The 23,569-nt window shown below is 53.9% G+C and carries 19 protein-coding genes and 2 riboswitches; of the genes, 7 read left to right on the plus strand and 12 right to left on the minus strand.

Translation table 11 applies throughout. The annotated features are described in order from the left end of the window. Positions 1-43 precede the first annotated feature (43 nt). The 4 genes from gcvP to ABHF33_RS02260 all read right to left on the minus strand — a co-directional run bounded on the left by gcvP (position 44) and on the right by ABHF33_RS02260 (position 5,640). Positions 44-2,914, minus strand: a complete 2,871-nt coding sequence (gene gcvP / locus ABHF33_RS02245) for an aminomethyl-transferring glycine dehydrogenase (RefSeq protein ID WP_348945439.1) — start codon at positions 2,912-2,914, stop codon at positions 44-46. A gap of 249 nt (positions 2,915-3,163) precedes the next feature. After that, positions 3,164-3,550, minus strand: coding sequence for a glycine cleavage system protein GcvH (gene gcvH / locus ABHF33_RS02250; RefSeq protein ID WP_432803953.1), 387 nt, complete (start codon positions 3,548-3,550; stop codon positions 3,164-3,166). A gap of 148 nt (positions 3,551-3,698) precedes the next feature. Beyond that, positions 3,699-4,820, minus strand: coding sequence for a glycine cleavage system aminomethyltransferase GcvT (gene gcvT / locus ABHF33_RS02255; protein ID WP_348945440.1), 1,122 nt, complete (start codon positions 4,818-4,820; stop codon positions 3,699-3,701). A 54-nt stretch (positions 4,821-4,874) separates the two neighbouring features. Further along, a riboswitch (glycine riboswitch) is annotated at positions 4,875-4,970 on the minus strand. 12 nt (positions 4,971-4,982) lie between these two features. Continuing rightward, positions 4,983-5,081, minus strand: a riboswitch (glycine riboswitch). A gap of 79 nt (positions 5,082-5,160) precedes the next feature. Continuing rightward, a complete protein-coding gene (locus tag ABHF33_RS02260; RefSeq protein ID WP_348945441.1) occupies positions 5,161-5,640 on the minus strand; it encodes a GNAT family N-acetyltransferase in 480 nt (159 codons plus the stop codon). Positions 5,641-5,735: 95 nt separating this feature from the next. Between ABHF33_RS02260 and ABHF33_RS02265 the strand changes: the two genes are divergently transcribed. Both ABHF33_RS02265 and ABHF33_RS02270 read left to right on the plus strand, forming a co-directional pair. Next, entirely contained in the window at positions 5,736-6,539 is an 804-nt protein-coding gene (locus ABHF33_RS02265) for a hypothetical protein (RefSeq protein WP_348945442.1), read from the plus strand. Positions 6,540-6,838: 299 nt separating this feature from the next. Then, positions 6,839-7,195: a hypothetical protein gene (locus tag ABHF33_RS02270; protein WP_348945443.1), complete on the plus strand. Its 357-nt coding sequence runs from the start codon at positions 6,839-6,841 to the stop codon at positions 7,193-7,195. A 317-nt stretch (positions 7,196-7,512) separates the two neighbouring features. On the opposite strand, the gene ABHF33_RS02275 is transcribed toward ABHF33_RS02270, so the two are convergent. The 5 genes from ABHF33_RS02275 to katG all read right to left on the minus strand — a co-directional run bounded on the left by ABHF33_RS02275 (position 7,513) and on the right by katG (position 14,036). After that, positions 7,513-8,787, minus strand: a complete 1,275-nt coding sequence (locus tag ABHF33_RS02275; RefSeq protein WP_348945444.1) for a DUF445 domain-containing protein — start codon at positions 8,785-8,787, stop codon at positions 7,513-7,515. A gap of 158 nt (positions 8,788-8,945) precedes the next feature. Continuing rightward, entirely contained in the window at positions 8,946-10,340 is a 1,395-nt protein-coding gene (dbpA, locus tag ABHF33_RS02280; RefSeq protein WP_348945445.1) for an ATP-dependent RNA helicase DbpA, read from the minus strand. Positions 10,341-10,546: 206 nt separating this feature from the next. Beyond that, positions 10,547-10,873 carry an AzlD domain-containing protein gene (locus ABHF33_RS02285; protein ID WP_348945446.1) on the minus strand — a complete coding sequence of 109 codons (327 nt, stop codon included), beginning with the start codon at positions 10,871-10,873 and terminating at the stop codon, positions 10,547-10,549. Between the two features lie 46 nt (positions 10,874-10,919). Further along, a complete protein-coding gene (locus ABHF33_RS02290) occupies positions 10,920-11,684 on the minus strand; it encodes an AzlC family ABC transporter permease (RefSeq protein WP_348945447.1) in 765 nt (254 codons plus the stop codon). 144 nt (positions 11,685-11,828) lie between these two features. After that, positions 11,829-14,036, minus strand: coding sequence for a catalase/peroxidase HPI (gene katG / locus ABHF33_RS02295; protein WP_348945448.1), 2,208 nt, complete (start codon positions 14,034-14,036; stop codon positions 11,829-11,831). Between the two features lie 281 nt (positions 14,037-14,317). On the opposite strand from katG, the gene ABHF33_RS02300 reads away from it, so the two are divergent. After that, positions 14,318-16,600 carry a PAS domain S-box protein gene (locus tag ABHF33_RS02300; protein ID WP_348945449.1) on the plus strand — a complete coding sequence of 761 codons (2,283 nt, stop codon included), beginning with the start codon at positions 14,318-14,320 and terminating at the stop codon, positions 16,598-16,600. A 16-nt stretch (positions 16,601-16,616) separates the two neighbouring features. Here ABHF33_RS02300 and ABHF33_RS02305 read toward each other — a convergent pair whose 3' ends face one another. After that, positions 16,617-17,510: a LysR family transcriptional regulator gene (locus ABHF33_RS02305; protein ID WP_348945450.1), complete on the minus strand. Its 894-nt coding sequence runs from the start codon at positions 17,508-17,510 to the stop codon at positions 16,617-16,619. A gap of 157 nt (positions 17,511-17,667) precedes the next feature. Here ABHF33_RS02305 and ABHF33_RS02310 point away from each other — a divergent pair, with 157 nt between their 5' ends. Together ABHF33_RS02310 and ABHF33_RS02315 are read left to right on the plus strand one after the other, a co-directional pair. Beyond that, complete coding sequence (locus ABHF33_RS02310) at positions 17,668-18,447, plus strand: sugar phosphate isomerase/epimerase family protein (protein WP_348945451.1); 780 nt, start codon at positions 17,668-17,670, stop codon at positions 18,445-18,447. 10 nt (positions 18,448-18,457) lie between these two features. After that, complete coding sequence (locus ABHF33_RS02315) at positions 18,458-19,069, plus strand: nitroreductase family protein (protein ID WP_348945452.1); 612 nt, start codon at positions 18,458-18,460, stop codon at positions 19,067-19,069. Positions 19,070-19,223: 154 nt separating this feature from the next. On the opposite strand, the gene ABHF33_RS02320 is transcribed toward ABHF33_RS02315, so the two are convergent. Next, positions 19,224-19,697: a hypothetical protein gene (locus ABHF33_RS02320; RefSeq protein WP_348945453.1), complete on the minus strand. Its 474-nt coding sequence runs from the start codon at positions 19,695-19,697 to the stop codon at positions 19,224-19,226. Between the two features lie 102 nt (positions 19,698-19,799). On the opposite strand from ABHF33_RS02320, the gene ABHF33_RS02325 reads away from it, so the two are divergent. Further along, on the plus strand, positions 19,800-20,588 hold the full coding sequence (locus ABHF33_RS02325; RefSeq protein ID WP_348945454.1) for a pseudouridine synthase: 789 nt from the start codon (positions 19,800-19,802) through the stop codon (positions 20,586-20,588). Between the two features lie 173 nt (positions 20,589-20,761). Next, entirely contained in the window at positions 20,762-21,874 is a 1,113-nt protein-coding gene (locus ABHF33_RS02330) for an AI-2E family transporter (RefSeq protein ID WP_348945455.1), read from the plus strand. Between the two features lie 58 nt (positions 21,875-21,932). Here ABHF33_RS02330 and ABHF33_RS02335 read toward each other — a convergent pair whose 3' ends face one another. Continuing rightward, positions 21,933-23,555: a methyl-accepting chemotaxis protein gene (locus ABHF33_RS02335; protein WP_348945456.1), complete on the minus strand. Its 1,623-nt coding sequence runs from the start codon at positions 23,553-23,555 to the stop codon at positions 21,933-21,935. Positions 23,556-23,569: the final 14 nt, after the last annotated feature.

Below are 23,569 nucleotides of genomic sequence, written 5' to 3' on the forward strand. Positions count from 1 at the left end.
GCCATCCGCTCGATATAAAAGTGCAAGTGGTGGCATTAAAATATCAATATTCATCCATGCTCGGACAAGAACAAATCAGGTTACGGTCGCCATACACGTCGTCGATCCGGTTCACCGATGGCCAGAATTTATTATCGAGCACATACGGCAGCGGGAAGAAGGCCGTGTCGCGGCTATAGGCACGATTCCACTCACCCGCAATATCGCCTTTGCTGTGCGGCGCATTTTTCAGTGGATTGTCTTCCAACGTCCACTCGCCGGCTTCCACTTTGGCGATCTCGTTGCGAATCGACACCATCGCGGCGATAAAGCGATCAAGTTCAGGCTTGGCTTCTGATTCTGTTGGCTCGATCATCAGCGTACCCGCCACCGGGAAGCTCATCGTTGGCGCGTGGAAACCGTAGTCCATCAGGCGCTTGGCGATATCCACCTCAGTAATACCGCTCGCCGCTTTGAGTGGACGAATGTCGATAATACATTCGTGCGCTACGCGACCATTCGCACCGCTGTACAGCACTGGATAGTGCGCACCGAGTTTCTTCGCCACATAGTTGGCGTTGAGCAGTGCGATCTCGGTGGCATTTTTCATGCCGGCCGCGCCCATCATCGTGATATACATCCACGAAATTGGCAGAATCGACGCCGAGCCAAATTGTGCCGCCGACACTGCACCCTGCCCTTGTGCCACGCTCGCGTCACCGACTGTAATCGGTGCAACAACGTGGTTGGCCATGAATGGTGCCAAATGCGCCGCTAAGCCAATCGGGCCCATACCGGGGCCGCCGCCGCCGTGTGGAATGCAGAAGGTTTTGTGCAGATTCATGTGGCTCACGTCGGCACCGATGTCGGCTGGGCGAGTCAGGCCAACCTGTGCATTCAAGTTCGCACCGTCCATATACACCTGGCCACCAAACTGGTGAATCGTCGCGCAGATTTCTTTGACTGCCGCTTCAAACACACCATGTGTCGATGGGTAAGTCAGCATCAGCGCAGCAAGGTTGTCTTTGTACAACTCGGCTTTGGCTTTCAGATCAGCCACGTCGACGTTACCGCTCTCGTCGCAATCGACCACCACCACTTGCATATTCATCATTTGCGCCGTGGCAGGGTTGGTACCGTGCGCAGATTTTGGAATCAAGCAGATATTGCGGTGCGCATCGCCACGGCTTTCGTGGTAACGGCTGATCGCCAACAAACCAGCGTATTCGCCCTGCGCGCCCGAGTTAGGCTGCATACAAATCGCGTCAAAACCAGTAATGGCTTTGAGTTGATCGGCCAAGGTATCAACCAGAATCTGGTAGCCCTCGGTTTGTTCGCTTGGCGCGAATGGGTGGATATTGCCAAACTCAGGCCAAGTTACCGGAATCATTTCGCTGGTGGCGTTGAGCTTCATCGTGCAGCTGCCCAATGAAATCATCGAGTGATTTAATGCCAAATCACGATTTTCCAGACGTTTCAGGTAACGCAACATTTCGTGTTCGGTGTGATAGCTATTGAACACTGGGTGCGTCAGGTAAGCCGAAGTACGTACCAACTCAGCCGGAATCGCGTCGCTAGCCGCAGCGTCGAGCACTGCCAGATCAGCGTCTTCATAAACAGTCCCGGTAAACAGTTTCAACAGCGTTGCGAGATCTTCTTGTGACGCGGCTTCGTGGAATGCCACGCCCAATACGGTATCGCTCACTTGGCGCAGATTGTAGCCCGCGTCTTGTGCTGCCGCGTAAATTGCCGCGGCCTTGCTCGTTTCTACTTGAACAGTATCAAAGAAAGCGCTGTGAACAACTTTACCGCCAGCTTTTGTAATGCCCGCAGCAAACAGCGCAGCCAAGCGGTGAACACGTTGCGCGATACGTTTTACACCCGCTGGGCCGTGATACACGGCGTACATGCCGGCCATATTGGCGAGCAGCACTTGCGAGGTACAAATATTCGAGTTGGCTTTTTCGCGGCGGATATGTTGCTCGCGCGTTTGCAGCGCCATCCGCAGGGCCGTTTTGCCTTTGGCATCGATCGACACGCCAATAATCCGGCCTGGAGCCGAGCGTTTCATGTCGTCTTTGAATGCAAAATAAGCCGCGTGTGGGCCACCAAAGCCCATTGGCACGCCAAAGCGCTGCGTGTTACCGACGGCCACGTCCGCGCCCAATTCGGCTGGAGACTTCAATACCGCGAGTGACAGCAAATCAGCAGCCACAATCGCCACGCCGCCTTTGGCTTTGAGTGCTGCGATCGGGCCAGACAAATCAGCCACCACACCATCAGCGCCCGGATACTGGAACAGCGCACCGAAATAATCGCCAGCACCAGCCTGATCTGCAGCACCCACCACAACTTCAAAGCCGAAGTATTTCGCGCGAGTGCGCACCACGTCTAGTGTCTGAGGCAATACCTGCGCATCAACAAAGAAAACGTCTGCTTTCACTTTCGACACGCGACGCGCCATCGCCATCGCTTCGGCAGCTGCGGTGGCTTCGTCGAGCAAGGAAGCATTCGCCAGCTCAAGGCCGGTAAAGTCGATCACCATTTGCTGGTAATTCAGCAATGCTTCGAGGCGACCTTGGGCGATTTCGGCTTGGTATGGCGTGTACGCGGTATACCAGCCCGGGTTTTCCAACACATTGCGCAAAATCACGCCCGGCGTCAGGTTCGGGTAGTAACCCAAGCCGATAAAGGATTTTTTAATAATGTTTTTGCTGGCGATGGCTTTGAGTTTCGCCAGCGCTTCATGTTCTGGCAATGCATCAGGCAGGTTCAGCGCTTGGTTAAAGCGAATATCGGCTGGAATTGTTTGGCCAACCAGATCGTCGAGCGATGTCGCGCCAATTTCAGACAACATCGCAGCCTGATCAGCGCTATTGGGGCCAATGTGGCGAGCTACAAACTCGTCGCGATTAAACAAAGTAGAAAGCGTCATGGTGTACCTTCAGGGTCAAGGCGTGGCAAAGCGCAGCTAAAGAGCCGCGCTTTGCGATAAATTATTCTTTGAAATCAATCTGTATGTAGGGTTGGTTAGGCCATTCCATTATTTGTAAAAAATACACAAAGGCATCCGGGCCGTAACCCACCATGCCAGACAAAAATGAACGGCAAACGGCGGGTTACGGCCGAACAGCACTCGCGTTTTTAATACACATTGCGGCGGCCTAACCCATCCTACGTTTTTTTAAACGCCGATTTCTTTGCTGTATTCCGCCGCTGTCAGACACTTGTCCAGATCAGCCACATTCGCTGGCTTCACGCGGAAGAACCACGCCGCGCCGTATGGATCGCTATTGGCCAGCTCTGGCGAGCTTTCGAGTTCAACGTTCACGTCCACCACTTCACCGGCGATTGGCGCGTAAACGTCAGAAGCGGCTTTAACCGACTCAACCACACCGGCTGTTGCATCCGCGTCGAGCTGAGCGCCGACTTCTGGCAATTCAACAAATACGATATCGCCAAGCAATTCTTGCGCGTGGTCGGTAATCCCGATGGTCACCGTGCCATCGCTTTCAAGACGCAACCACTCGTGGCTGTTTACGTATTTCAGTTCTGCTGGAACATTGCTCATGATTTTTTCCTGTGAGGGGTAAGGAGTGAGGTGTAAGGTGTATAACTCTGCACTTTACCGACTACTCACTCTCATCAATAAATACTACAAGGTCAGGCTTCAGAGTGGATGGATCGGGTTTTACCCCTCACACCTCACTCCTAACACCTTACGAAAATACTTTTTTGCCATTGCGTACAAACGGCATTTTGACGATGCGAACGTCGGTCAGCGTGCCGCGCAAATCAACTTGCGCCGTCACGCCAGTTCCGGCCGGAACGCGGGCGATGGCGACCGAATGTTTGAGTGTAGGCGAGAAAGTACCGCTGGTGATGATGCCTTCACCAACGCCTTCAACGACCACTTTCAGGCCTTCGCGCAATACGCCGCGGCCTTCGAGCACCAGACCAACCTGTTTGCATTTCACGCCTGCGGCCTTTTCAGCTTCCAGCGCGGCGCGGCCGATGAAGTTGCGATCAGTTGGCTCCCACGCAATCGTCCAGCCCATGCCGGCTTGCAATGGCGAAATGGTCTCGTCCATATCGTGACCATACAAATTCATGCCGGCTTCCAGACGCAGCGTATCGCGTGCACCCAGACCAATCGGCGCAACGCCAGCGCCGATCAGCGCTTTCCAGAATAGCGGCGCTTCTTCCGCAGGCAACATGATTTCCAGGCCGTCTTCTCCCGTATATCCAGTCCTAGCGATAAACCAGCCTTCTTCAACGCTGCCAAATGGGAAACCCTGGAATACTTTCAGGCCTTTAATCGTGCTTTCCCACTCTTCGTGCAGCACTTTGCACGCTTTTTCAATCGCGTTCGGGCCTTGCACGGCGATCATTGCCAGTTCACGGCGCACGGTCAGCTCAACAGCGCGGCCTTCGGCTTGCTTGAGCATCCACGCGATGTCTTTATCGGCCGTACCGGCGTTCACGACCATGCGGTAGCCGTAGTGGGTCAGGTAAACAATTAAATCATCGATGACGGTGCCCTCGGGCGTCAGCATGCCCGAATACAGCGCCTTGCCTTCAAAACCAAGCTTTTCAACATCGTTGGCAATCAGCGTACGCAACCAGTCTTTCGCCTCAGCGCCGGTGATGTCGATGACGCACATGTGCGAGACATCAAACATGCCTGCATCGCTGCGGACGATTTCGTGTTCTTTAAGTTGTGATCCGTAATGGATAGGCATCGCCCAGCCAGCGAAATCAACGATTTTCGCGCCAGCTGCGACGTGTGAGTCGTAAAGTGGGGTAGTTTTTGGTGCGGCAGCTTCGGTAGTTGCGGTCATATCGACTTCCTTAGGGTATACCCTTGCAGGCCGCTACTTTATTGATGTAGCGGGCAACACCCCTCTGTCCTGTCACCTGAGATTTTCCAACTGCTGCGCAGTTGTTAGCCCCTTCGGCGGCTCTTTTGAGCACTCTCCAGAGTTTTTTGGATTGGTTTCAATCCGGATCAAGCAGTCCTTTGACCTGAGCGATTCGCGGGTGCCATTGCGCCTTCGGTGGTATTTATCAAGTGGATAAATACACTCTCCTGCTTAATGGGCTGGATTATCGAGGGAAGTGTAGGTAATGGCAAGACGGAAACACGAAAAAATAGCCATAAATGATAAGCGTGAAACGGCTTCATGCCAGCATGACAGGTGCCGCCGTGAGACGCTTCCCTAAAACGTCTTGCTCTCCCAAACCAAATCCAATCGCCTGATAAAACGCCTTCGCTGGCACGTGCGAACCGGTATACAAAAAAACTGCGGCATAGGATTGCGCGAGCAAATTTTGTTCAAATTGCGCCATCAACTGTTTGCCCAAACCTGTACCTTGCAATTCATTGGCCACGCACATCTCTTTGATTTGAAAATGCCAGCCGTCGATCCAGCGCTCGCCCCAGCCAAACACCAAACCCACTGGCACCTCATCGGCCAGCAGGCCCAGACCATAAAAACGCGGAAACTGGCTAAACGCGGCAAAACGCTCGCGTACCGCGTCAATTTGCCAGCCGTCATGCCAAGGTGCGGCGTTAAACACGCGCAAGTACAGATCGCAAAACGGGGCCAGATGATCGGGGGTGAGTTCTACAAAGCGCAGCTGCATCGGTCTTTTTACCATGAGGGTTTCATTGCTAAAGCGCGATCTTAGCAGCAAAATGCTTACAAAATAAAACAGCTTTTAAAAATATAATAATCAGCCTTTGCGAGACCAGTATGAATCTGAAAACGCATCATCCGCTAGTTTTCCCCGGCCTGATTATGGCGGCCATCGCGCTGGGCATGCTGATCCACGGCCCGATTACGCAGCTGCCCAACTACCACCATTTCGCCGACCGCCGCGTGTGGCTGGGCATTCCGAACGCCGCCGATGTGCTGTCCAATCTGGGCTTTGCGCTCGCCGGTGGCTGGGGGCTGCTGCGGCTGGCGCTCAATCGCCAGCTGGTGCCCGGCGTACGCGTGGGCTATGGCCTGTTTTTTGCTGCGGTATTGCTAACCGCTGTTGGCTCGGGCTGGTATCACCTTGCGCCCGATAATGCGCGGCTGATTTTTGACCGCATCCCGATTGCAATCGCCTGCGTCGCCCTGCTCGCCGCAGTATGGCAGGAATGCCACGGCCAGCACGAGCGCCGCAGCGTGCAGATAATCTATTGCGCAGCTTTGGCGCTGCTGGGCTATCTGAGCGTCTGGTGGTGGCAATACACCGATAGGCCTAGCTTTGCCGCCACCGCTTTACTCAGCCCAAGCCCGGCACAAGGGCTGGGCGATTTGCGTGCTTATCTGCTGCTACAAATGCTGCCGCTGATTCTGATTCCGCTGCTGCAATGGCAAGCCAGGATCAGCAGCGCCCAACGCCGCGCTTTTGGCGCAGCGATTGTGCTGTATGCCTTGGCCAAAATCGCCGAGCTGCAAGACCACGCGATGTTCCACCAACTGGGCCTCATCAGCGGTCACACCCTGAAGCACTTGCTGGCCACGGCGGCAGCAGGCGTACTGGTCTGGCAGATGGGGAGAAGCTAAATTTAGCCCGTTGTACTTCCGCTCACACAGCTAGACAGCAGCTACAACTGAGTCAATTGATGGGGTATATCCATCTAGCCATTTTCAAAATTTGACTACAGAGCAATACCATGCCACGTATATGCCACCACTGGGCAGAATGCGCATATCAAACCCAATGCGCTGCAAACACAGATTACAAGTGCGATCAAAGCACCAAACAAAACCGGTACTTTCATCGGCACAATGATATTGATCACACCGGCTGCGCGGCTTCATGCTTGTATAATTTGTGAAACATTCTGCTGCTGCGCCAGATCATGCCTATCCCACCCAGAAATATCCTGAAAACGCTGGTCGTTACCTCCACCCCCGCCGAATATCCGTGGGACGAATGGCTGGATGTAGCCAGCAGCTATGACGAGGCGGTTGAGCTGCTCAATACGCAATCTTACGGGCTGATTTGCGCCGAGGCCGCACTCAGCACCGACAATTCCAGCGCGGCGCGCCTGTGTCGCTATATCCGCAAGCAAGGCTTGCACACGCGCTTTTATGAAATGCGCTCGGATTACAAAACGGCCGATGCGCGGATTATTATGCATTTTGGTGGTGATGGCGTGGTCGATCGCGGCTTGAAAACCGTATTTGCCATGGCCTGTGGCATGACCACGTTTTAAAGGTAATGTTCTTATTACGTGTGAGTGGTTTTTAGCGCCTTCGGCGCGGTGTTCTTGCAGTCGCAATCCGCGACGGGGACTCACTTTCTTTGCTTCGCCAAAGAAAGTAAGCAAAGAAAGGCAGGCCCCCGCCTGCGGCCCTCCGGGCTTCCCTCGGTCGGTCGCGAGCCAAACGGTAATGCTGTTTGTCTCGCTCCACTCCCTCGGCGATGGGCGACAGGGGGTCTCAAGCCCTAGATCCAGCAGAAAGACTCGAATCAAGAGGAACTCAGAACATTGCCGTTTTAAATCGCGCCGCGCGTATTCACCCACGTCAGCTACACCAGCAACTGATGCAAGCCATATAAACTTACCCCAATCAGCCCACCGACCAGCGTGCCGTTCACCCGTACAAACTGCAAATCAACGCCGACGTTCACTTCCAGGCGCTCGACCATCACTTCGTCGTCCCAGGCTTTGAGTTGTTCGGCGATAAAATTGCCGATCTGGCGGCGGTAGCGTTTGACGAGCTGGCCTGCGGCAATGCGGGCGTGGCGGTTGAGCCAGTCGGATAGGATCTCGTCGTTCGCCAAACGCTGCGCCAGATGGCTCAAGCCCTGGGCCAGCTTGCTGCGCAGCGCCGAATCAGGCTCTTTCAATTGCCCGGACAACATGCTGATCACGTTGAGCCACACTTGATCCAGTGTGTTCATCAGGGCTGGATCGCTGAGCATTTTCTGCTGCGCGCCAGCCAGACGCGCTTGCAGATCTGGGTCGGTTTTCAGTCGCTCTTGCAACTGGGCCAGCGTGTCATCAAAGTGCACGCGCAAGGTGTGTTGATCATTTTCGCGCATGCCCTGCACTTCACGCGCCGCGGCATGGACGAGTTTGCGCGCCAGATAGCGCCCGCCCGCTTCATCCAGTGCAATCCATTTCAGATAATCGAGTTCGGCGGCGATCAGCTGCGCCAGATGTTGCTGCAGCTCGCTCTTTTGCAATTGCGCCTCCACATGCCTGAGCACGGCATCAAGCAGATGCTGGTGTGTGCCGCTGTACCTGACCCACTGCAAAACCTCGGCCGCCGGTGCAGACAGATCGATTTTACCCAGCTGGCTGCGCAGCAATTCACGTAGGCGCAGCTGCATCTGCGTTTCGCTCAGGCTGTGCAAAATATAATGAAATAACAGCGCCAACTGATCGGTGCTATTGCGGGCGTTGGCAGGCTGCATCAGCCAGGCAGACAATTGCGCGGCAGGGTTGAATTCACTCACCTTGGCCATAATGCGCTCGGTGGATAGAAAATGCGCTTCGATAAATTCGCCCAGACTATCGGCGATGCGGTGCTTATTTTTCGGGATAATCGCCGTGTGCGGAATCGGCAGATTCATCGGCTGGCGAAACAGCGCAGTGACGGCAAACCAGTCGGCCAGGCCACCGACCAGCGCGGCCTCGGCAAAGGCTTCGATAAAACCCAGCCAGCGCCAATCCGGGTACTGCATGCGCAGCCAGATCACCCAGACCAGCAGCAGCGCCATGGCAATCAACAGCCCGGTAGCTCGGCGCTTCATGGCGCGCAGGCGTGCTAATTTGGCGGAATAAAGCGCAGTGGCCATGGCAGATACCTTGCGTAAGGGCTTGCCTTGAGTTTACGCAAAATTAAGCCGAACGTCTTGTCGGGCAGCAAAGCAAGCACAGCAGCTCTTAAGGGTATAGGCCTGCAGCACAATTGGTAATTAACTTACAGCTGTATACCCTGATGAGCCATGAAGATTTAAACGATGCGCACTTTCACCGCTTTACCTTTGAGTTTGCCTTTGTCATTGCCCAGGCGCTTGATCACCTGCGTCGCATAGCAGCGATCAACCGCGACGTAGGTTTGAAATTCAAACAGATCAATCTTGCCGATGGATTCAAACTGCAAGCCGCCATCGCCAGTCAGCGCGCCGACAATATCGCCCGGGCGTACTTTCTGTTTGCGGCCCGCGTCAAAGCACAGTGTGCTCATGCGCGCAGGCAGCGCAAAATCGCCTTCGATGGTCAAATCGTCCTCGCGCCCTTTCGGCAGCTCGGTTTTCAAATACTCTTCGATCTGACGCTGGCGCTTGGTCTGGCTTGGCGAAACCAGGCTGACCGCGTGGCCTTTATTGCCCGCGCGGCCAGTGCGGCCAATGCGATGCACATAGACTTCGGGGTCGTGCGGCAGCTCGTAATTCACCACCAGCGACAATTCTTTAATATCCAGCCCGCGCGCAGCCATATCGGTGGCGACCAAGATCGGGCAGCTGCCATTCGCAAAGCGCACCAGCATTAAATCGCGATCGCGCTGATCCAGCTCGCCATGCAGCGCAATCGCGTCAAAGCCGTCTTCCACCAGCGAGTCAGCCAGCGCCATGCAATCGGCACGGGTATTACAAAACACCACGCTTGAGGTCGGCTGATGATGGGCGAAAATGCGTTTGAGCAAATCAGGCTTGTCGGCGTTGTCTTTCACCGCGTATGCCGCTTGCACGATATACGATTGATCGTGCAGCGCCTCAACCGTCACTTCGACTGGGCTGCGCTGAATGCTGCTTGAGAGTTTGCGGATGCCTTCCGGGTAGGTTGCTGAGAACAGCAGCGTTTGCCGCCATTTGGGCAGAAAGCCGATCACATCCTGCACTTCACCGCCAAAGCCCATATCGAGCATACGGTCGGCTTCGTCGAGCACCAGCGTACTGACTTGTTTGACGATCAGCGTTTCTTTGTGCAAATGGTCCTGAATCCGGCCCGGTGTGCCAACCACCACATGCGCACCGTGCGCCAACGAGGCGGCCTGTGGCGCCAGCGGCGTGCCGCCACATAAAGTTAAAATTTTCAAATTGGGCAAATGGCGACCTAAGCGACGCAAGTCTTTGCTGACCTGATCGGCCAATTCGCGCGTTGGGCACAAAATCAGCGCCTGCGGGCGGAACAGCGTGAGATTGAGCTTGTGCAGCACGCCAATCCCAAAAGCCGCCGTTTTGCCGCTACCAGTTTTGGCCTTGGCGATCAGATCGCGCCCTTCCAGCACCAGCGGCAGGCTGGCGGCCTGAATCGGTGTCATAAACTCGTAGCCCAAGCCAGCCAGATTGTCGTGCCAGTCCGGCGTGAGTTGTTCGAGCGTGGTAAATGACGTTTTTTGTGCCATGGTATTGATGCTGCCTTTTGAGTGTTCTAATACAAACTGTTCGGATAAAACCGGTTCGAATAAAAACGGCCTTGATCAAAGCGCTATCTCGCTTGAGCAAAGCCGTTGAATGATTTACGAATTTCACTATTTTACCTGATTTGACGCGCAGCTTGTCAGCTTTCTACCTTCACCCAATCCAGCCAAACCCTAGTTCAAACCCTCGTTCAAGCGATCAGCAGCCGGATTGCGTAATACACCACCATCCCCGCGCCAATGGCCAGCAGCAGCCGAGCCGTTTTCCACATCACCGCGCCTGTGGCTAGCATGCCCCATAACTGCGGATTGAGCAGATCGGTATTCAATTGACCTTTCGTCAAAAAAACCTCAGGCACGACAATCGCCGTTAATACCGCAACGGGTACATAGGTCATGGCCTGACGCAAACGCGGCGGCAAGCGATCACCCACGCCGGGCAGAAAAAACACCAATCGCAAGGCGTACGTCACCGCCGCCATGCCCAGCAACATTAACAATAACGAGGGTATATCCATACAGAGAAATCCTTATCTATTCTACAGCGCAATACATCGGCAGGTATCAAGCAGAAGGTGAATGGGCGAGCGGCTCGGTACGTGCCGCCAGCATACCGGCACTCACCCCAACAATCACCGCCAGAATCAGCCCCAGCTTATACGGCAGCCCCGCCGCCAGCAGCGCGGTCGCGCCAGCGCACAAGGCGGCAATCCACTGCGCACGCGAGACCAGCATGGAAACGACGATGCCGGTAAAGGTGGCGACCATCGCAAACTCCAGCCCCCAGTGCTGAATTTGCGGCACAGCCTGCCCCAGCACAATGCCCAGCGCGGTAAAAATAATCCAGGTCGCGCAATTACAGACGCCAGAGCCGAGCATATACGCGCCAATGGGCTGGGCGTTCTGATTCAGCCCCGATTGCACGGCGGCGAATGTTTCGTCGGTCAGAAAATACGCCAGAGCGGCCCGCCGCCAGAATGGCAAATACGACAGCGGGCTTTGCAAGGTGGCGCTATAAAGCGCATGACGCAGATTGACCACCAGCGTCGTCAGCACAATCACCGGCCAGCTGGCGCTGGCGGCAAGCAGCGTCAGCGCCAGAAATTGCGCCGATCCAGCGTAGACAAATACCGACATCGCCAGCGCGGCCCACGGCGGCAGGCCTGAAGGCGCGGCCAGCGTGCCAAAAATCAGCCCGAAAGGCGCAACGCCCAGTTGCATCGGCAAAGTAGCCAGAAAACCGGCCTTGAAAGACTGCAGTGATGGTTTTGGATTCATCAAACGATGGTAACTGGCGACGGTGAAATTGAACAGGCTGGTTTCCCCCATATGATGCCCGTCTGATTTTCCCATCCGCTGCAGACGAAAAAAAGCTGATGCGGCTTTGCAGCCAGCATCAGCTTGTGGACACCGTAATGGTGAGAGAGGCTGGTGGGGGATTACGCCCCGGCACCAGCATTAACAGCAACGCAATCAGGCCAGATCGAAGCGATCCAGATTCATCACCTTGCTCCAGGCGGCGACAAAATCATCGACAAACTTGCCGTGTGCATCGCTAGCCGCATACACCTCGGCCAGTGCGCGCAGCTGCGAATTGGAGCCAAAGACCAGATCAGCCAGTGTGCCGGTCCATTTAAGCTCGCCCGTTTTACGATCCCGACCTTCGAGTACGCCTGCACTCGCGCTGGCCTGCCATTTGGTGCTCATATCGAGCAGATTGACAAAAAAGTCATTGCTCAACACCTCGGCGCGTTTGGTCAGCACACCGTGCGGGCTCTGACCAGCGTTGGCGTTCAGCACACGCAAGCCGCCGATCAGAACAGTCATTTCCGGCGCAGTCAAAGTCAGCAATTGCGCTTTGTCGATCAGCGACTCCGCTGCCGCACCTTCCAGGCCCGGTTTGCTGAAATTGCGGAAGCCATCGGTTTGCGGCTCAAGCACTTTGAATGAATCAACGTCGGTCTGCTCCTGGCTGGCGTCGGCGCGACCCGGCGCAAAAGGTACGCTCACTGTCACACCGGCTTTGGCGGCGGCCGCTTCAACTGCGGCACAGCCACCGAGCACAATCAGATCGGCCAGCGATACTTTTTTGCCGCCGCTGGCGCTGGCGTTAAAGTTTTGCTGGATACCTTCGAGCTTGGCCAGAACACGCGCCAATTGCGCAGGCTGATTCACTGCCCAGTCTTTTTGCGGTGCCAGACGGATGCGCGCACCATTGGCTCCACCGCGCTTGTCACTACCTCGGAAGGTCGATGCCGACGCCCAGGCGGTATTGACCAGCTCGGCAATCGACAAACCGGATGCCAGCAGCTGCGCTTTGAGAGCGGCAATATCGCTGTCATCGACCAGAGCATGATCGACTGCAGGGATTGGATCCTGCCAGATCAGCACTTCAGCGGGAACCAGCTTGCCTAGATAGCGGCTGCGTGGCCCCATATCGCGGTGTGTTAGCTTGAACCATGCGCGGGCAAAAGCGTCGGCAAAGGCTTGTGGACTCTGATGGAAATGGCGCGAAATTTTTTCGTAGGCCGGATCAAAACGCAGCGACAAATCGGCGGTGGTCATCATTGGTGGGTGTTTTTTTGCCGGATTGTGCGCGTCGGGAATCATATGCTCGGGCTTGCAGTTTTTTGCCACCCATTGGTGCGCGCCAGCCGGGCTTTTGGTCAGCTCCCACTCGTAACCAAACAGCATGTCGAAATAGCCATTGTCCCAGGTGGTCGGATTGGGCTTCCAAGCACCTTCGATCCCGCTGGTCGTCGTATGCTCACCCTTGCCGCTGCCAAACTGGTTAATCCAGCCTAGGCCTTGCTCTTCAATGCCTGCCGCTTCGGGCTCTGGCCCAACGAGCTTGCCGTCGCCAGCACCATGCGCCTTACCGAAGGTGTGGCCACCGGCGACCAGCGCCACAGTTTCTTCGTCGTTCATTGCCATGCGGGCGAAGGTTTCGCGCACATCGCGGCCAGACGCAACAGGGTCAGGATTGCCGTCCGGGCCTTCGGGATTCACATAGATCAAGCCCATCTGCACAGCGGCAAGCGGATTTTCCAGCTCTCGATCACCCGAATAGCGGCTATTGGGTTTGTCACTGGTCGCCAGCCAGGATTTTTCCATCCCCCAGTAAATGTCTTCCTCAGGCTCCCAGATGTCAGGGCGACCACCGGCAAAACCAAAAGTTTTAAAGCCCATCGACTCTAGCGCGACATTGCCAGCCAGAATCATCAAATCGGCCCAGGATAATTTTTTGCCGTATTTTTGCTTGATCGGCCACAGCAGACGGCGGGCTTTATCCAGATTACCATTATCAGGCCAGCTATTGAGCGGCGCGAAACGCTGATTGCCAGTACCTGCACCGCCACGACCATCGTGAATGCGGTAAGTACCCGCAGCGTGCCAGGCCATACGGATCATCAAACCGCCATAGTGCCCCCAGTCGGCCGGCCACCAGTCCTGAGAGTCGGTCATCAGGACTTTGAGATCACTCACTACGGCGTCCAGATCCAGCGTTTTGAATTCGGCGGCATAGTCAAATGCATCGCCCATTGGATCGGATTTGGATGAATGCTGGTGCAAGATTTTCAGATTAAGCTGATTGGGCCACCAATCGGCATTCGATTGCGCACCGGTCAGCGTATGTTTGTTGGCGACACCCGAAAATGGGCATTTTGCTTCATTTGACATGGCATTCCCCTTTGGAAAATGAGTGCTAAATAAATAATGGTCAAAAGTTCTGACCCGATGCCAGTTGTTGCGCAAAGCGCAGCAGTAAGCTCGGGAATTTTTGCCTTGCTGCTTTACGGATTTACTTTAGGCTTGCGCGGGCTATACATCAAATTGCATTTACCAATCAGGGTGATAGCCTAAACTGTGCTAAAACAGCTTGAAAAATAACGCGCTTTGAATCAATTGAAGGATTCCCCGCCACCAGCCAGGCGCAAGGTCTCCGAGCCGGATATATCCCTATGCAAGTAGCCGCCCCGCCCGACAATGAAACCGAACGCCTGCACACCCTGCACAATCTGTGCGTTCTGGATACCGAGCCGGAAGAAGAGCTGGATCGGATTACCCGGCTGGCAGCGCGCCACTTTGATGTGCCGATTTGTTTGATCTCGCTGGTCGATCAGGATCGTCAGTGGTTCAAATCAAACGTGGGCCTCAATAGCACGCAATCTTCACGCAAGGAATCATTTTGCGCCCATGCAATATTGCATTGGGGGGCATTGATTGTTCCTGATGCGCATGAAGATGAGCGCTTTGCCGATAATCCCGCCGTCACTGGCTATCCCTTTGTGCGCTTTTACGCGGGCTATCCAATCCGCTCGCGACAAGGCCATGCGCTGGGTACGCTATGCCTGATTGACACCCGGACACGCACTTTTTCTGATGATGAAAAAGCCGATCTGCACGATTTTGCCGTCATGGTGCAAACCTATTTTCAGACACGGGAAAACGACCAGCACATTAATCAGGTCGAGCGGCACTTGGCCAGTGCGGAAGAAATTTTTCAAAAAGTGTTTGCTCAGGCCGCAGTCGGCATAGCACTGGTTTCCCCTGAGGGGCAATGGCTTAAAGTCAATCAGAGCCTGTGCAAACTGGTGGGCTATGACCAGCAGGAAATGCAGTCATTAACCTTTCAACAGATCACTTATCCTGACGATCTGCACACCGATTTACAGTACCTCAATCAGCTGGTCAGGGGCGATATTGCGACTTATACGCTGGAAAAACGTTATATCCGCTCTAATGGCCAGATCGTCTGGGTTGAGCTCACCGTGTCACTGATGCGTGATGCGCAAGGCCAGCCTTTGCACTTTATCTCGGTGCTCTCAGACATTGATGCCCGTAAACAGGCCGAGTTTGCCCTGGCCGATTTGCGCCATAATCTGGAGCAACGTGTCGAGATACGCACGGCCGAAATGGCGGTGGCGATCAGCCAGCTGAATCATCAGATGGAAAAGCGGATTGAAATCCAGCAAGAGCTGCAGGCGGAAAAAGAAAGATTCCAGATTACGCTGGAAAATGCCGTCGATGCCTTTCTTGAAATTGATCAGAATGGCCAGATCATCGCTTGGAACCTTGCTGCCGAGCAGATGTTTGGCTGGTTACGCAAAGAAGCACTGGGCAGAAAAGCAGGCGACATGATCATCCCCGCCCGGCGACGCCGTCCATACTGGGCAGAGCTCAAGCGCTATCTGAAGCACGGACAAAGCGGCACATTGGGTCGGCGGCTGCAAATTGTGGCTTGCCGCAAAGATGGTGAAGAATTCATTGCCGAGCTGACGCTGAGCGAAAACCGGATTGGCGAGCAGCGTCTGGTCGATGCATTTGTGCAAGATGTGTCAGTGCGCGAAGCGGCAAAAAAGGAAATTCTGGAACATCGCAGGCTACTCAAAGCAGTGACCGACCATTTGCCGGCGCTGATTGCCTATGTCGATACCTCATTGCGTTATCTCTTTATCAATCAGGTGTTTCAGGACTGGTTTGGTATTAGCGCCGAAGCCTTGCTGGCGATGCGGGTCACCGATCTGCTCGAAGAATCAACCCATCTGCAAATCAGCCCGTATATGGACAGGGTACTGGCCGGAGAGCAGGTGGCTTTTGATAGCGAATTGAACACCTTGCAAGGCTGCCAGCAAGTTCACGTCGATTTTATTCCCCATATTGATGAGCTTGGCAAAGTCACTGGTTTTTATATTCAGGTGCAGGACATCACCCAGCGCAAACAGCTGGAAAACCAGCTAGCGTTTGAAGCCTCGCACGATCAGCTCACCGGCCTGCCCAACCGGCGCGCTTTTATGCTAGCGCTCGATGCCGCGATTGCCCGCGCCAAACGGCATCAACAGCCAATGGCCTTGCTGTTTCTTGACCTAGATGGTTTCAAACAACTGAACGATGCACATGGGCACGAGTTTGGCGACAAGGTCTTGCAATATTTTGCCGCAACGATCAGCGCAGCCAGCCGCGAAACCGATACCGTCGCCCGCCTGGCTGGCGATGAATTTACAATGATTCTGGAAAACCTAGGAGACAATGACAGTGGTGCAATACAGGTTGCCCAGCGGATTTTGGAGCAACTAGCGGTGCCCTGCCTTATCGATGGCCACAGCGTGCAACTGAGCAGCAGCATTGGTATTGCGCTGACCCACAGCGGCGATGAACTGGCGTCCGAGTTGTTACTGGCCAAAGCCGATGCCGCCATGTATCAGGCCAAAGCCGCAGGCAAAGGCCGCTTTGCACTGAACTGAGCGCATGGCTGATGGTTTATAGCTGGCGCGGCAATTGCGCCAGCAGATAATCAACCAGACTGGTGAGCTTGGGTCTTGGTCTGGTATCGGGCAAATACAATAAATGAACCGGCAAGGCTGGCGGCAAAAAATCGGGCAACAGCGGTATTAATCGCCCGGCATGAATATCTTCGGCTAGCAACACTTCAGGCTGCAGCACAATCCCCGCTCCGTGCAGCGCAGCTTGCCGCAATGCCTGGCTGTCATTGCAGGCCAGACGGCTTTTTGTCGGCCAAGCTTGCTGATTAAGCTGCAGCGGCTCAGGCCAGCCCTGCCGATGCCCCCAAACCAGATGAGTCAGGCAATGATGCTGCGCCAGATCAGCTGGCGACTGCGGCGTGCCGTGCTGTTGCAAATAGGCAGGAGACGCACACAGCAGCATGCGGTAGTCGGGCAAGGCGCGCGCAACCAGATTGGCATCCCTCAGTGCGCCAGTGCGGATGGCCAGATCAAAACCGTCTTCAATCAGATCAACACGGGCATTGCTCAAGATCAGCTCCAGTTTCACTTGCGGGTATTGCGCCAGGTAATCAGCCAGCAAAGGTGCGATCAACATCGCGCCTAGATTCACCGGGGCGCTGACCCGCAGCAAACCTTGCGGCGCCACTTGCAGGCTTTCTATCGAGCTTTCTGCCCAGCGCACCTGCTCCAATATTTTCTTGCAATTATCAAAGTAGTTGATGCCCGCCATCGTCAGGCTTTGCCTGCGCGTGGTGCGCTCGATCAGTCTGGTTCCCAGCTGGGTTTCCAGTTGCTGAATATATTTACCCACCATCACGGCCGAAATAGCCAGCGCCTGAGCTGCGGCACTAAACCCGCCCTGCTCAACCACAGCCACAAACACCGCCATGCAACGCAGTTTATCCATCATTACTAACCAAAAATTAACAATTAACTAATTCTAGCCGCATTTATCAATCAATTGATTTACATAACAATCCATTTATTCCTTTTAGCAGAAAACCAACATGCATCTATCCTGCACCAGCCGCCCCTATCAGGCCCTTTCTTTTACCCAGGCTTGCGCAATGATTGCTGCGGCAGGATTTGACGATGTGGCCGTGTTTTATAACCAGAGCAATCATGGCCCGGCCATTGCCGTCACTTCGGACAGCAGCGCAGCCGACATTGCAGCTGCACGTCTGGCTTGCGCCAATGCGGGGCTTAATCCATCGCTGCTGCTGGCAGGCGAATGGCCAGCGAGTCAGGCGCAAAGCAAAAGCATTGCTCAATACCAGCGCCTGATTGCGAACGCTCACCAACTGGGGGCGAGCGCTTTGCTGGATTTCGGCTGCGAATCACCCGCGTTGCTGCCCGGCTATCTGGCCCTGATGGAGGCCATTGCGCCGATGGCGCAAGAAGCCGGCATCAGTATCACGATTAAACCCCATGGCGGCATAAGTACACAGCCCAAGCAGCTACTAGCGTTGAAAGAGATACTCCAGTCTGATGTTTTCATGCTCAGCTTTGACCCCGGCAATCTGCTGTATTACAGCCAGGGGCAGATCAAGCCCGAAGATTGCCTGGCACTGCTGGCGCCGTTCAGCGGCAATCTGATTATCAAGGATTATCTTGCCGGGCCAGCAGGCCCGACGGTTCAGCTCAATCCGGGTGACGGCTGCGTCGATTTTCCGGCCTTGCTGCAAGGTTTTGCCCGTTACCAGTTTAGCGGCCACGTTTATCTGGAATGTGTGGCAGGCGAGCAAATTGATGAAATTCACCGCAACGTCCAGCTAAGCCAGCAACGCATCACGCAATGGATCAGTTCGAGCACAGAGCTTGAATCAGCCCACTCAACCCAGCCTTAAGGAGCTCACCATGCCCATCAAAACCCTGCTTGAACAGCGATTTTCCTGCAATTATTTCGATCCTGCCCAGCGCTTGAACGAAGCCGACATTGCCGAGCTGGTCAGGCTTGCCACACTGGCACCCAGCGCTTACAACGGGCAGAACTGGCAATTTATTGCGGTTCATTCCAGCACTAGCAAACAAAAGTTGCTGCAACACGCTTATGGCCAGCAAAAAGTAGTCGATGCGGCGGTGACTTTTATTGTCTGCGGGCGGCTGGACTTGCATCAGCAATTGGCCCGCACTCTGGCTCCGAGCGTCAGTGCCGGAATTTTTACGCAAGACTTGCTCGATACAATGGTGTATTACGCCAGCGAGGGCTATCACAATCAGCCACAGCGACAGCGTGATGAGGCCATCCGCTCGGCTTCACTGGCGGCGATGACGCTGATGCTGGCGGCTCAGGGCATGGGGCTGGCAAGCTGCCCGATGATCGGCTTTGACGCAGATGCCATCACACAGGAATTTGGCCTGTCCGAGCATGAAATTCCGGTTATGCTCATCGCAATTGGCCAAGCTGCAGACAATAACTGGCCACAAAAGCCCAGAAAGCCGCTGACCGAAGTACTCACGTTTGCCTGAAACAAGCAATCAGCAGAACATTCAGAAAAAGTCGGGGTATATTCACCCAAAGCTTATTGCAAAATAGGTCTGGGGATATACCCATGAAATGCAATCAACCCTCAATTGGGGGTTAATTGCGTTAGGGTCAAGCAGGTGAGAGATCTGGTTTAAATTAGACTGGCTCAATAAATTGACTAAAGTGCGCCGTAAACTTGCCCGATGGCATATAGGCCGCCAACCAGTCGATTTCCTGTTTGACATGCTCCATCAAGACGACCACATGCATGGGGTCGGTGTTATTGGCAAACCAGAATTCTTTGCGCCAAACCGAATGTGGCAAATCCAGCGGCTCACTCTGCAGATTTAACTCATCAAACAAAGGTGCACGTTGCTGATAATCATTGAGTGCCAGAATTTCGCTAAACGGGCTAATGACCTGCGTCACCTCGATCACAAATGCACTCATATCAGACGACATTTGCACCAGATTGGCATATGCTTGGCAATCGAGATCGAGCAGTTGAAATTCGGCACGGCAACAGGCGGGACACATATAGCCGAGCGAGTTGTGCATCAAATCAGCCAGATGCTCCTTTCTATGATCGCCGTCCAGCTCCGGATAGGCATGGCTGCATCTGTAAATCATTTGCTTGAGCTCTAATGCCATTTCCAACACCAAAAACGTAAGAAATAATTAAGAATAGTACAATAATTTCTGACAAAAAAGTACCTTCGGTCAATTGACAGCATGTTACCCATACTCTACCGCGATGATGAATTAATCGCCATTCACAAACCCAGTCATTTGCTGGTCCACAAAACCGATCTTGATTTTTTTGAAACGCAATTTGCCCTGCAACAATTACGCAACCAGATTGACCAGCACGTTTTTCCGATTCACCGGCTGGACAAGGCCACATCAGGCACTTTGCTGTTTGCCTTGAATCCGGAAATGGCCAAACTGATGGGCGAAGCCTTTGCCAATCGGCGCGTAGATAAACATTATCTGGCTTTGGTGCGTGGCTGGCCAAGCAATGACGGCATAATTGATTACCCATTGTCGGTTCAGCAAGATGATATGGACGAGCGTTGCGCGACGGATCGTAAAACACCGCAGGACGCACAAACGCAGTATCGCTCGCTGGCCCAGTTCACGCTGGATTGGAGAATTGATAAATACCCCACCAGCCGCTACGCCCTGCTGGCGCTCAATCCGGTCACGGGTCGCCGCCATCAGCTCCGGCGACACTTGAAACATTTGAGCCATCCGATTGTAGGCGACAGCACTTATGGCAAAGGCCGCCACAATCGGGCATTTGCCGAAGCGTTTGAAGTAGATCGGTTGCTGCTGGCCTGCACCTCCCTCGGCTTCACGCATCCACGTACTGGTACGACACTCACCATCCAGTGCCCAGTGGCCGGAGACTTTGCCCAAATCCTCAAGGGGCTGGATGCCTTAAATACCCTGCAGCAAAACGCGCTGGCTTGGGATACACCTTGTATCACCAGCCCGCGCAATCGGAGTATCTGGGTTTGACGAACATCCAGAATTAAAGGCTATATCCGAGCGTTACTTTTGTAATAACGATCGGCGAAAGGTGAGTTTTGTTCAAACCCGCAATCAATACGCTAAATACCCAGCTTTCATTTCTGTAATGGCAGTCATTTTTTACGCTATGCTGTCAGCAAATCCACCACGCCTCTACTTCCATGAAGATCAAAACTGCCGAACTGATTGAGCCCCTTGTTGCCTTGGGCGCTTTGGTATTACTTTGTTTTACCGTGTTTGCAATCATGAAACCTTTTCTGGCTGCAAGCTTATGGGCTGCAATTCTGGTACTTTCGACCTGGCGCCCTTATCTGTTTTTTGTCAAAAAGCTGCATGGCCGACGCGCGCTGGCTGCGGTGTTGTTGCTCAGCCTGATGTGTATTTTTTTGATGCTTCCGATCATTTATGCCGCCAGTGATTTTGCAGATGTTGGCGTGAACTTTATTGCCAATGTGCGCAACAGCTTTGAATCAGGCTGGCCTGCCTTACCCGAATGGCTAGTCACCTTGCCGCTGGCGGGCGAAGCGATCAATGAATTCTGGCTAGGGCTAGGCGCTCATGATGCCAAAACCATGTCGATGATACGCAGCATGATTGCCCCTGTAACCCAATGGCTGATTGTCATTGCCAGTGAAGTGGGTGGCGGGCTGATCATGATGCTGATGAGCCTATTTATTGCTTTTTTCATCTATCAGGATGGCGAGCATATTCGCGATTGGGTACGCGGCCTGATGGAACGGGTGGCTGGTGAGCGCAGTGCGGAATTGCTCACCGTGTCTGTGGGGTCGACCAAGGGGGTGGTGTACGGTTTTCTGGGTACTGCGGTGGCCCAGGCCGTGCTGGCTTGGTTTGCCTATTTGCTGGCAGGTGTACCCAATGCCATGTCATTAGGTTTTGCGAGCTTCATTCTAGCCTTATTGCCGGGCGGTCCGGTTTTACTGGGTTTACCAGCAGCGGCCTGGTTGTATCATCAAGGCGACATTGCTTGGGCCATTTTTCTGGCGGCATGGATGCTGCTGGTGGTGAGCTCAGCTGATAACGTGATTAAGCCACTCTTGATCGGCAAGGGTAGCAAACTCCCCTTTATCCTTATACTGTTTGGCGTTCTAGGTGGTGCGATGGCTTTTGGTATGCTTGGAGTTTTTATTGGCCCCGTACTACTCACAGTCTTTTATGAAATTGCACGCAGCTGGATCTTGCACGCTCAGCAACTACCACCCGATGCCGTCATTGGCACTGCGGATGAAGTAACAAAAGAACAAGTCGCTAAGTAATCAGAACATAAAAAAGCCCGCAAGATCTGCGGGCTTTTTTGTTTGGCAAACTGCTTGTTTAGAGCTTGAATTTCTGAACCAGACCAGCCAGTTGGGTAGAGACAGATTTGATTGAATGAGCTGCGCCCACTGTGCCTTGCGCGGCTGACATTGTGCCACTGGAAGACTGCGCCACTTCATCCACATCATTTCGAATCTGCATACTGGCCCCTACTTGCTCGGACAAGGCATGGCCAATCGCACCAACAACAACCGAGGTGGCCTCTGTCTCCTGGCGAATGGCTTTCACTGCTTCACCACCTTCTTTGGCCTGGCGAATACCTTCTTTCAACTGAATGAACATATCGTCCATACGGCTCTTGGCATTCTGCCCACTTCCCTGAACGGCAGTAATTGTTTGGCCGATTTCCTGTGTCGCAGCACTGGTTCGCTCAGCCAGTTTTCGGACTTCATCGGCGACCACCGCAAAACCGCGACCCATATCACCTGCACGGGCAGCTTCAATTGCAGCGTTCAGTGCCAAGAGATTAGTTTGATCTGCTACATCACGAATTACGGCAATGACCGCCGAGATACTGGAAACGCGCTGAGCCAAATCATCAATGCTGCTTTGGGTATCACCTACTGCTTGCTCGATATCGGCAAAGCGATTAACCGCAGAAGAAATCACCGTTAAACCTTTGGCAGAAATTTGCGTTGCAGATTCGCTTTGCTGGCGAGCAGTCGAGGCCTGTTCGGCTGCTGAGCGGGTTTGCTCGGCAAAATGTTCGGCGGTTTGTGCGATACGAGTGGCTGCGCTGCCTTGCGCTTCAATCAGGCGATTGCTGTCTTGGGCTCGCGACACAATATCATCACTGGTATGGTGCAGCGTACTCACGGCCTGAGACAATTGGGTCAACACGCCACGCAAAGAAGAGCGCATCCGCAGTACCGACCCATAAATACTATGCTCGGAAGCACCTTGCACTTCACGCGTTTCTTGCAAGTTGCCATCAGCAACCGATTGAACCAGTTTCAATACTTCAGCCGGCTCACCACCCAGATCATTCAGAATGCGGCGAACTGCCGTCAGCATGAAAAATGCGACAATAGCGGCAACAACCAGACAGATAATGACTTGCCAGCGAGCCTCACTCCAGAACCGAGCATCGGCTTCGGCAAAACTAACTCCGTTACCAACAATCCAGCCCCAACGTGGCGTTTTTTGTGCCACAGACAACAGCTGGACGACTTTGCCATCACGGATTGAAGTCCAAGGATATTCGGTCAGTGCACCACCCGATTTTTGAATCGCAGCAGCCACAATGTCTCCAATGCCATTGCCTTTTTCATCTTGCAGTACTTCATTGAATGCTTTGCCGTGAATTTGCGGGTCTAGCGGAGCGGCGATGAATTTCAGATTTTCATCGGTCACATAAACATATTCTGATTTATGGTATTTGTTTTCACGCAGAATTTGGGTGGCAATGGCCTTGGCTTGCTCTTCCGAAAGTTTGCCGCTTGCAGCCAGATTCTCCAGCTGAACAATCGTCAGATAAGAACTGGTCATCAACTGCTCGATACGCGCGCGGTTGTCCTTATTGCTCATATCACGCATCGTGCTCAAGCCCACCACCATAACGGCGATCAGGGCGATGAGCACGCCTACCGACAAAGCCCACGCTTTCAATTTAAGTGACATAGTCTGCTCCCAAC

It is taken from the genome of Chitinibacter sp. FCG-7, from assembly GCF_040047665.1.
GTDB lineage: Bacteria > Pseudomonadota > Gammaproteobacteria > Burkholderiales > Chitinibacteraceae > Chitinibacter > Chitinibacter mangrovi.

What these genes read in the sequence shown, in the direction of transcription:
- dbpA (WP_348945445.1), bottom strand. Translation starts at nt 10,340, where the DNA reads ATGGCACAAAAAACGTCATTTACCACGCTCGAACAACTCACGCCGGAC.
- ABHF33_RS02270 (WP_348945443.1), top strand. Translation starts at nt 6,839, where the DNA reads ATGCCTATCCCACCCAGAAATATCCTGAAAACGCTGGTCGTTACCTCC.
- ABHF33_RS02260 (WP_348945441.1), bottom strand. Translation starts at nt 5,640, where the DNA reads ATGGTAAAAAGACCGATGCAGCTGCGCTTTGTAGAACTCACCCCCGAT.
- gcvP (WP_348945439.1), bottom strand. Translation starts at nt 2,914, where the DNA reads ATGACGCTTTCTACTTTGTTTAATCGCGACGAGTTTGTAGCTCGCCAC.
- ABHF33_RS02310 (WP_348945451.1), top strand. Translation starts at nt 17,668, where the DNA reads ATGATTGCTGCGGCAGGATTTGACGATGTGGCCGTGTTTTATAACCAG.
- gcvH (WP_432803953.1), bottom strand. Translation starts at nt 3,550, where the DNA reads ATGAGCAATGTTCCAGCAGAACTGAAATACGTAAACAGCCACGAGTGG.
- ABHF33_RS02285 (WP_348945446.1), bottom strand. Translation starts at nt 10,873, where the DNA reads ATGGATATACCCTCGTTATTGTTAATGTTGCTGGGCATGGCGGCGGTG.
- katG (WP_348945448.1), bottom strand. Translation starts at nt 14,036, where the DNA reads ATGTCAAATGAAGCAAAATGCCCATTTTCGGGTGTCGCCAACAAACAT.
- ABHF33_RS02265 (WP_348945442.1), top strand. Translation starts at nt 5,736, where the DNA reads ATGAATCTGAAAACGCATCATCCGCTAGTTTTCCCCGGCCTGATTATG.
- gcvT (WP_348945440.1), bottom strand. Translation starts at nt 4,820, where the DNA reads ATGACCGCAACTACCGAAGCTGCCGCACCAAAAACTACCCCACTTTAC.
- ABHF33_RS02305 (WP_348945450.1), bottom strand. Translation starts at nt 17,510, where the DNA reads ATGATGGATAAACTGCGTTGCATGGCGGTGTTTGTGGCTGTGGTTGAG.
- ABHF33_RS02300 (WP_348945449.1), top strand. Translation starts at nt 14,318, where the DNA reads ATGCAAGTAGCCGCCCCGCCCGACAATGAAACCGAACGCCTGCACACC.
- ABHF33_RS02275 (WP_348945444.1), bottom strand. Translation starts at nt 8,787, where the DNA reads ATGGCCACTGCGCTTTATTCCGCCAAATTAGCACGCCTGCGCGCCATG.
- ABHF33_RS02325 (WP_348945454.1), top strand. Translation starts at nt 19,800, where the DNA reads ATGTTACCCATACTCTACCGCGATGATGAATTAATCGCCATTCACAAA.
- ABHF33_RS02335 (WP_348945456.1), bottom strand. Translation starts at nt 23,555, where the DNA reads ATGTCACTTAAATTGAAAGCGTGGGCTTTGTCGGTAGGCGTGCTCATC.
- ABHF33_RS02290 (WP_348945447.1), bottom strand. Translation starts at nt 11,684, where the DNA reads ATGGGGGAAACCAGCCTGTTCAATTTCACCGTCGCCAGTTACCATCGT.
- ABHF33_RS02315 (WP_348945452.1), top strand. Translation starts at nt 18,458, where the DNA reads ATGCCCATCAAAACCCTGCTTGAACAGCGATTTTCCTGCAATTATTTC.
- ABHF33_RS02320 (WP_348945453.1), bottom strand. Translation starts at nt 19,697, where the DNA reads ATGATTTACAGATGCAGCCATGCCTATCCGGAGCTGGACGGCGATCAT.
- ABHF33_RS02330 (WP_348945455.1), top strand. Translation starts at nt 20,762, where the DNA reads ATGAAGATCAAAACTGCCGAACTGATTGAGCCCCTTGTTGCCTTGGGC.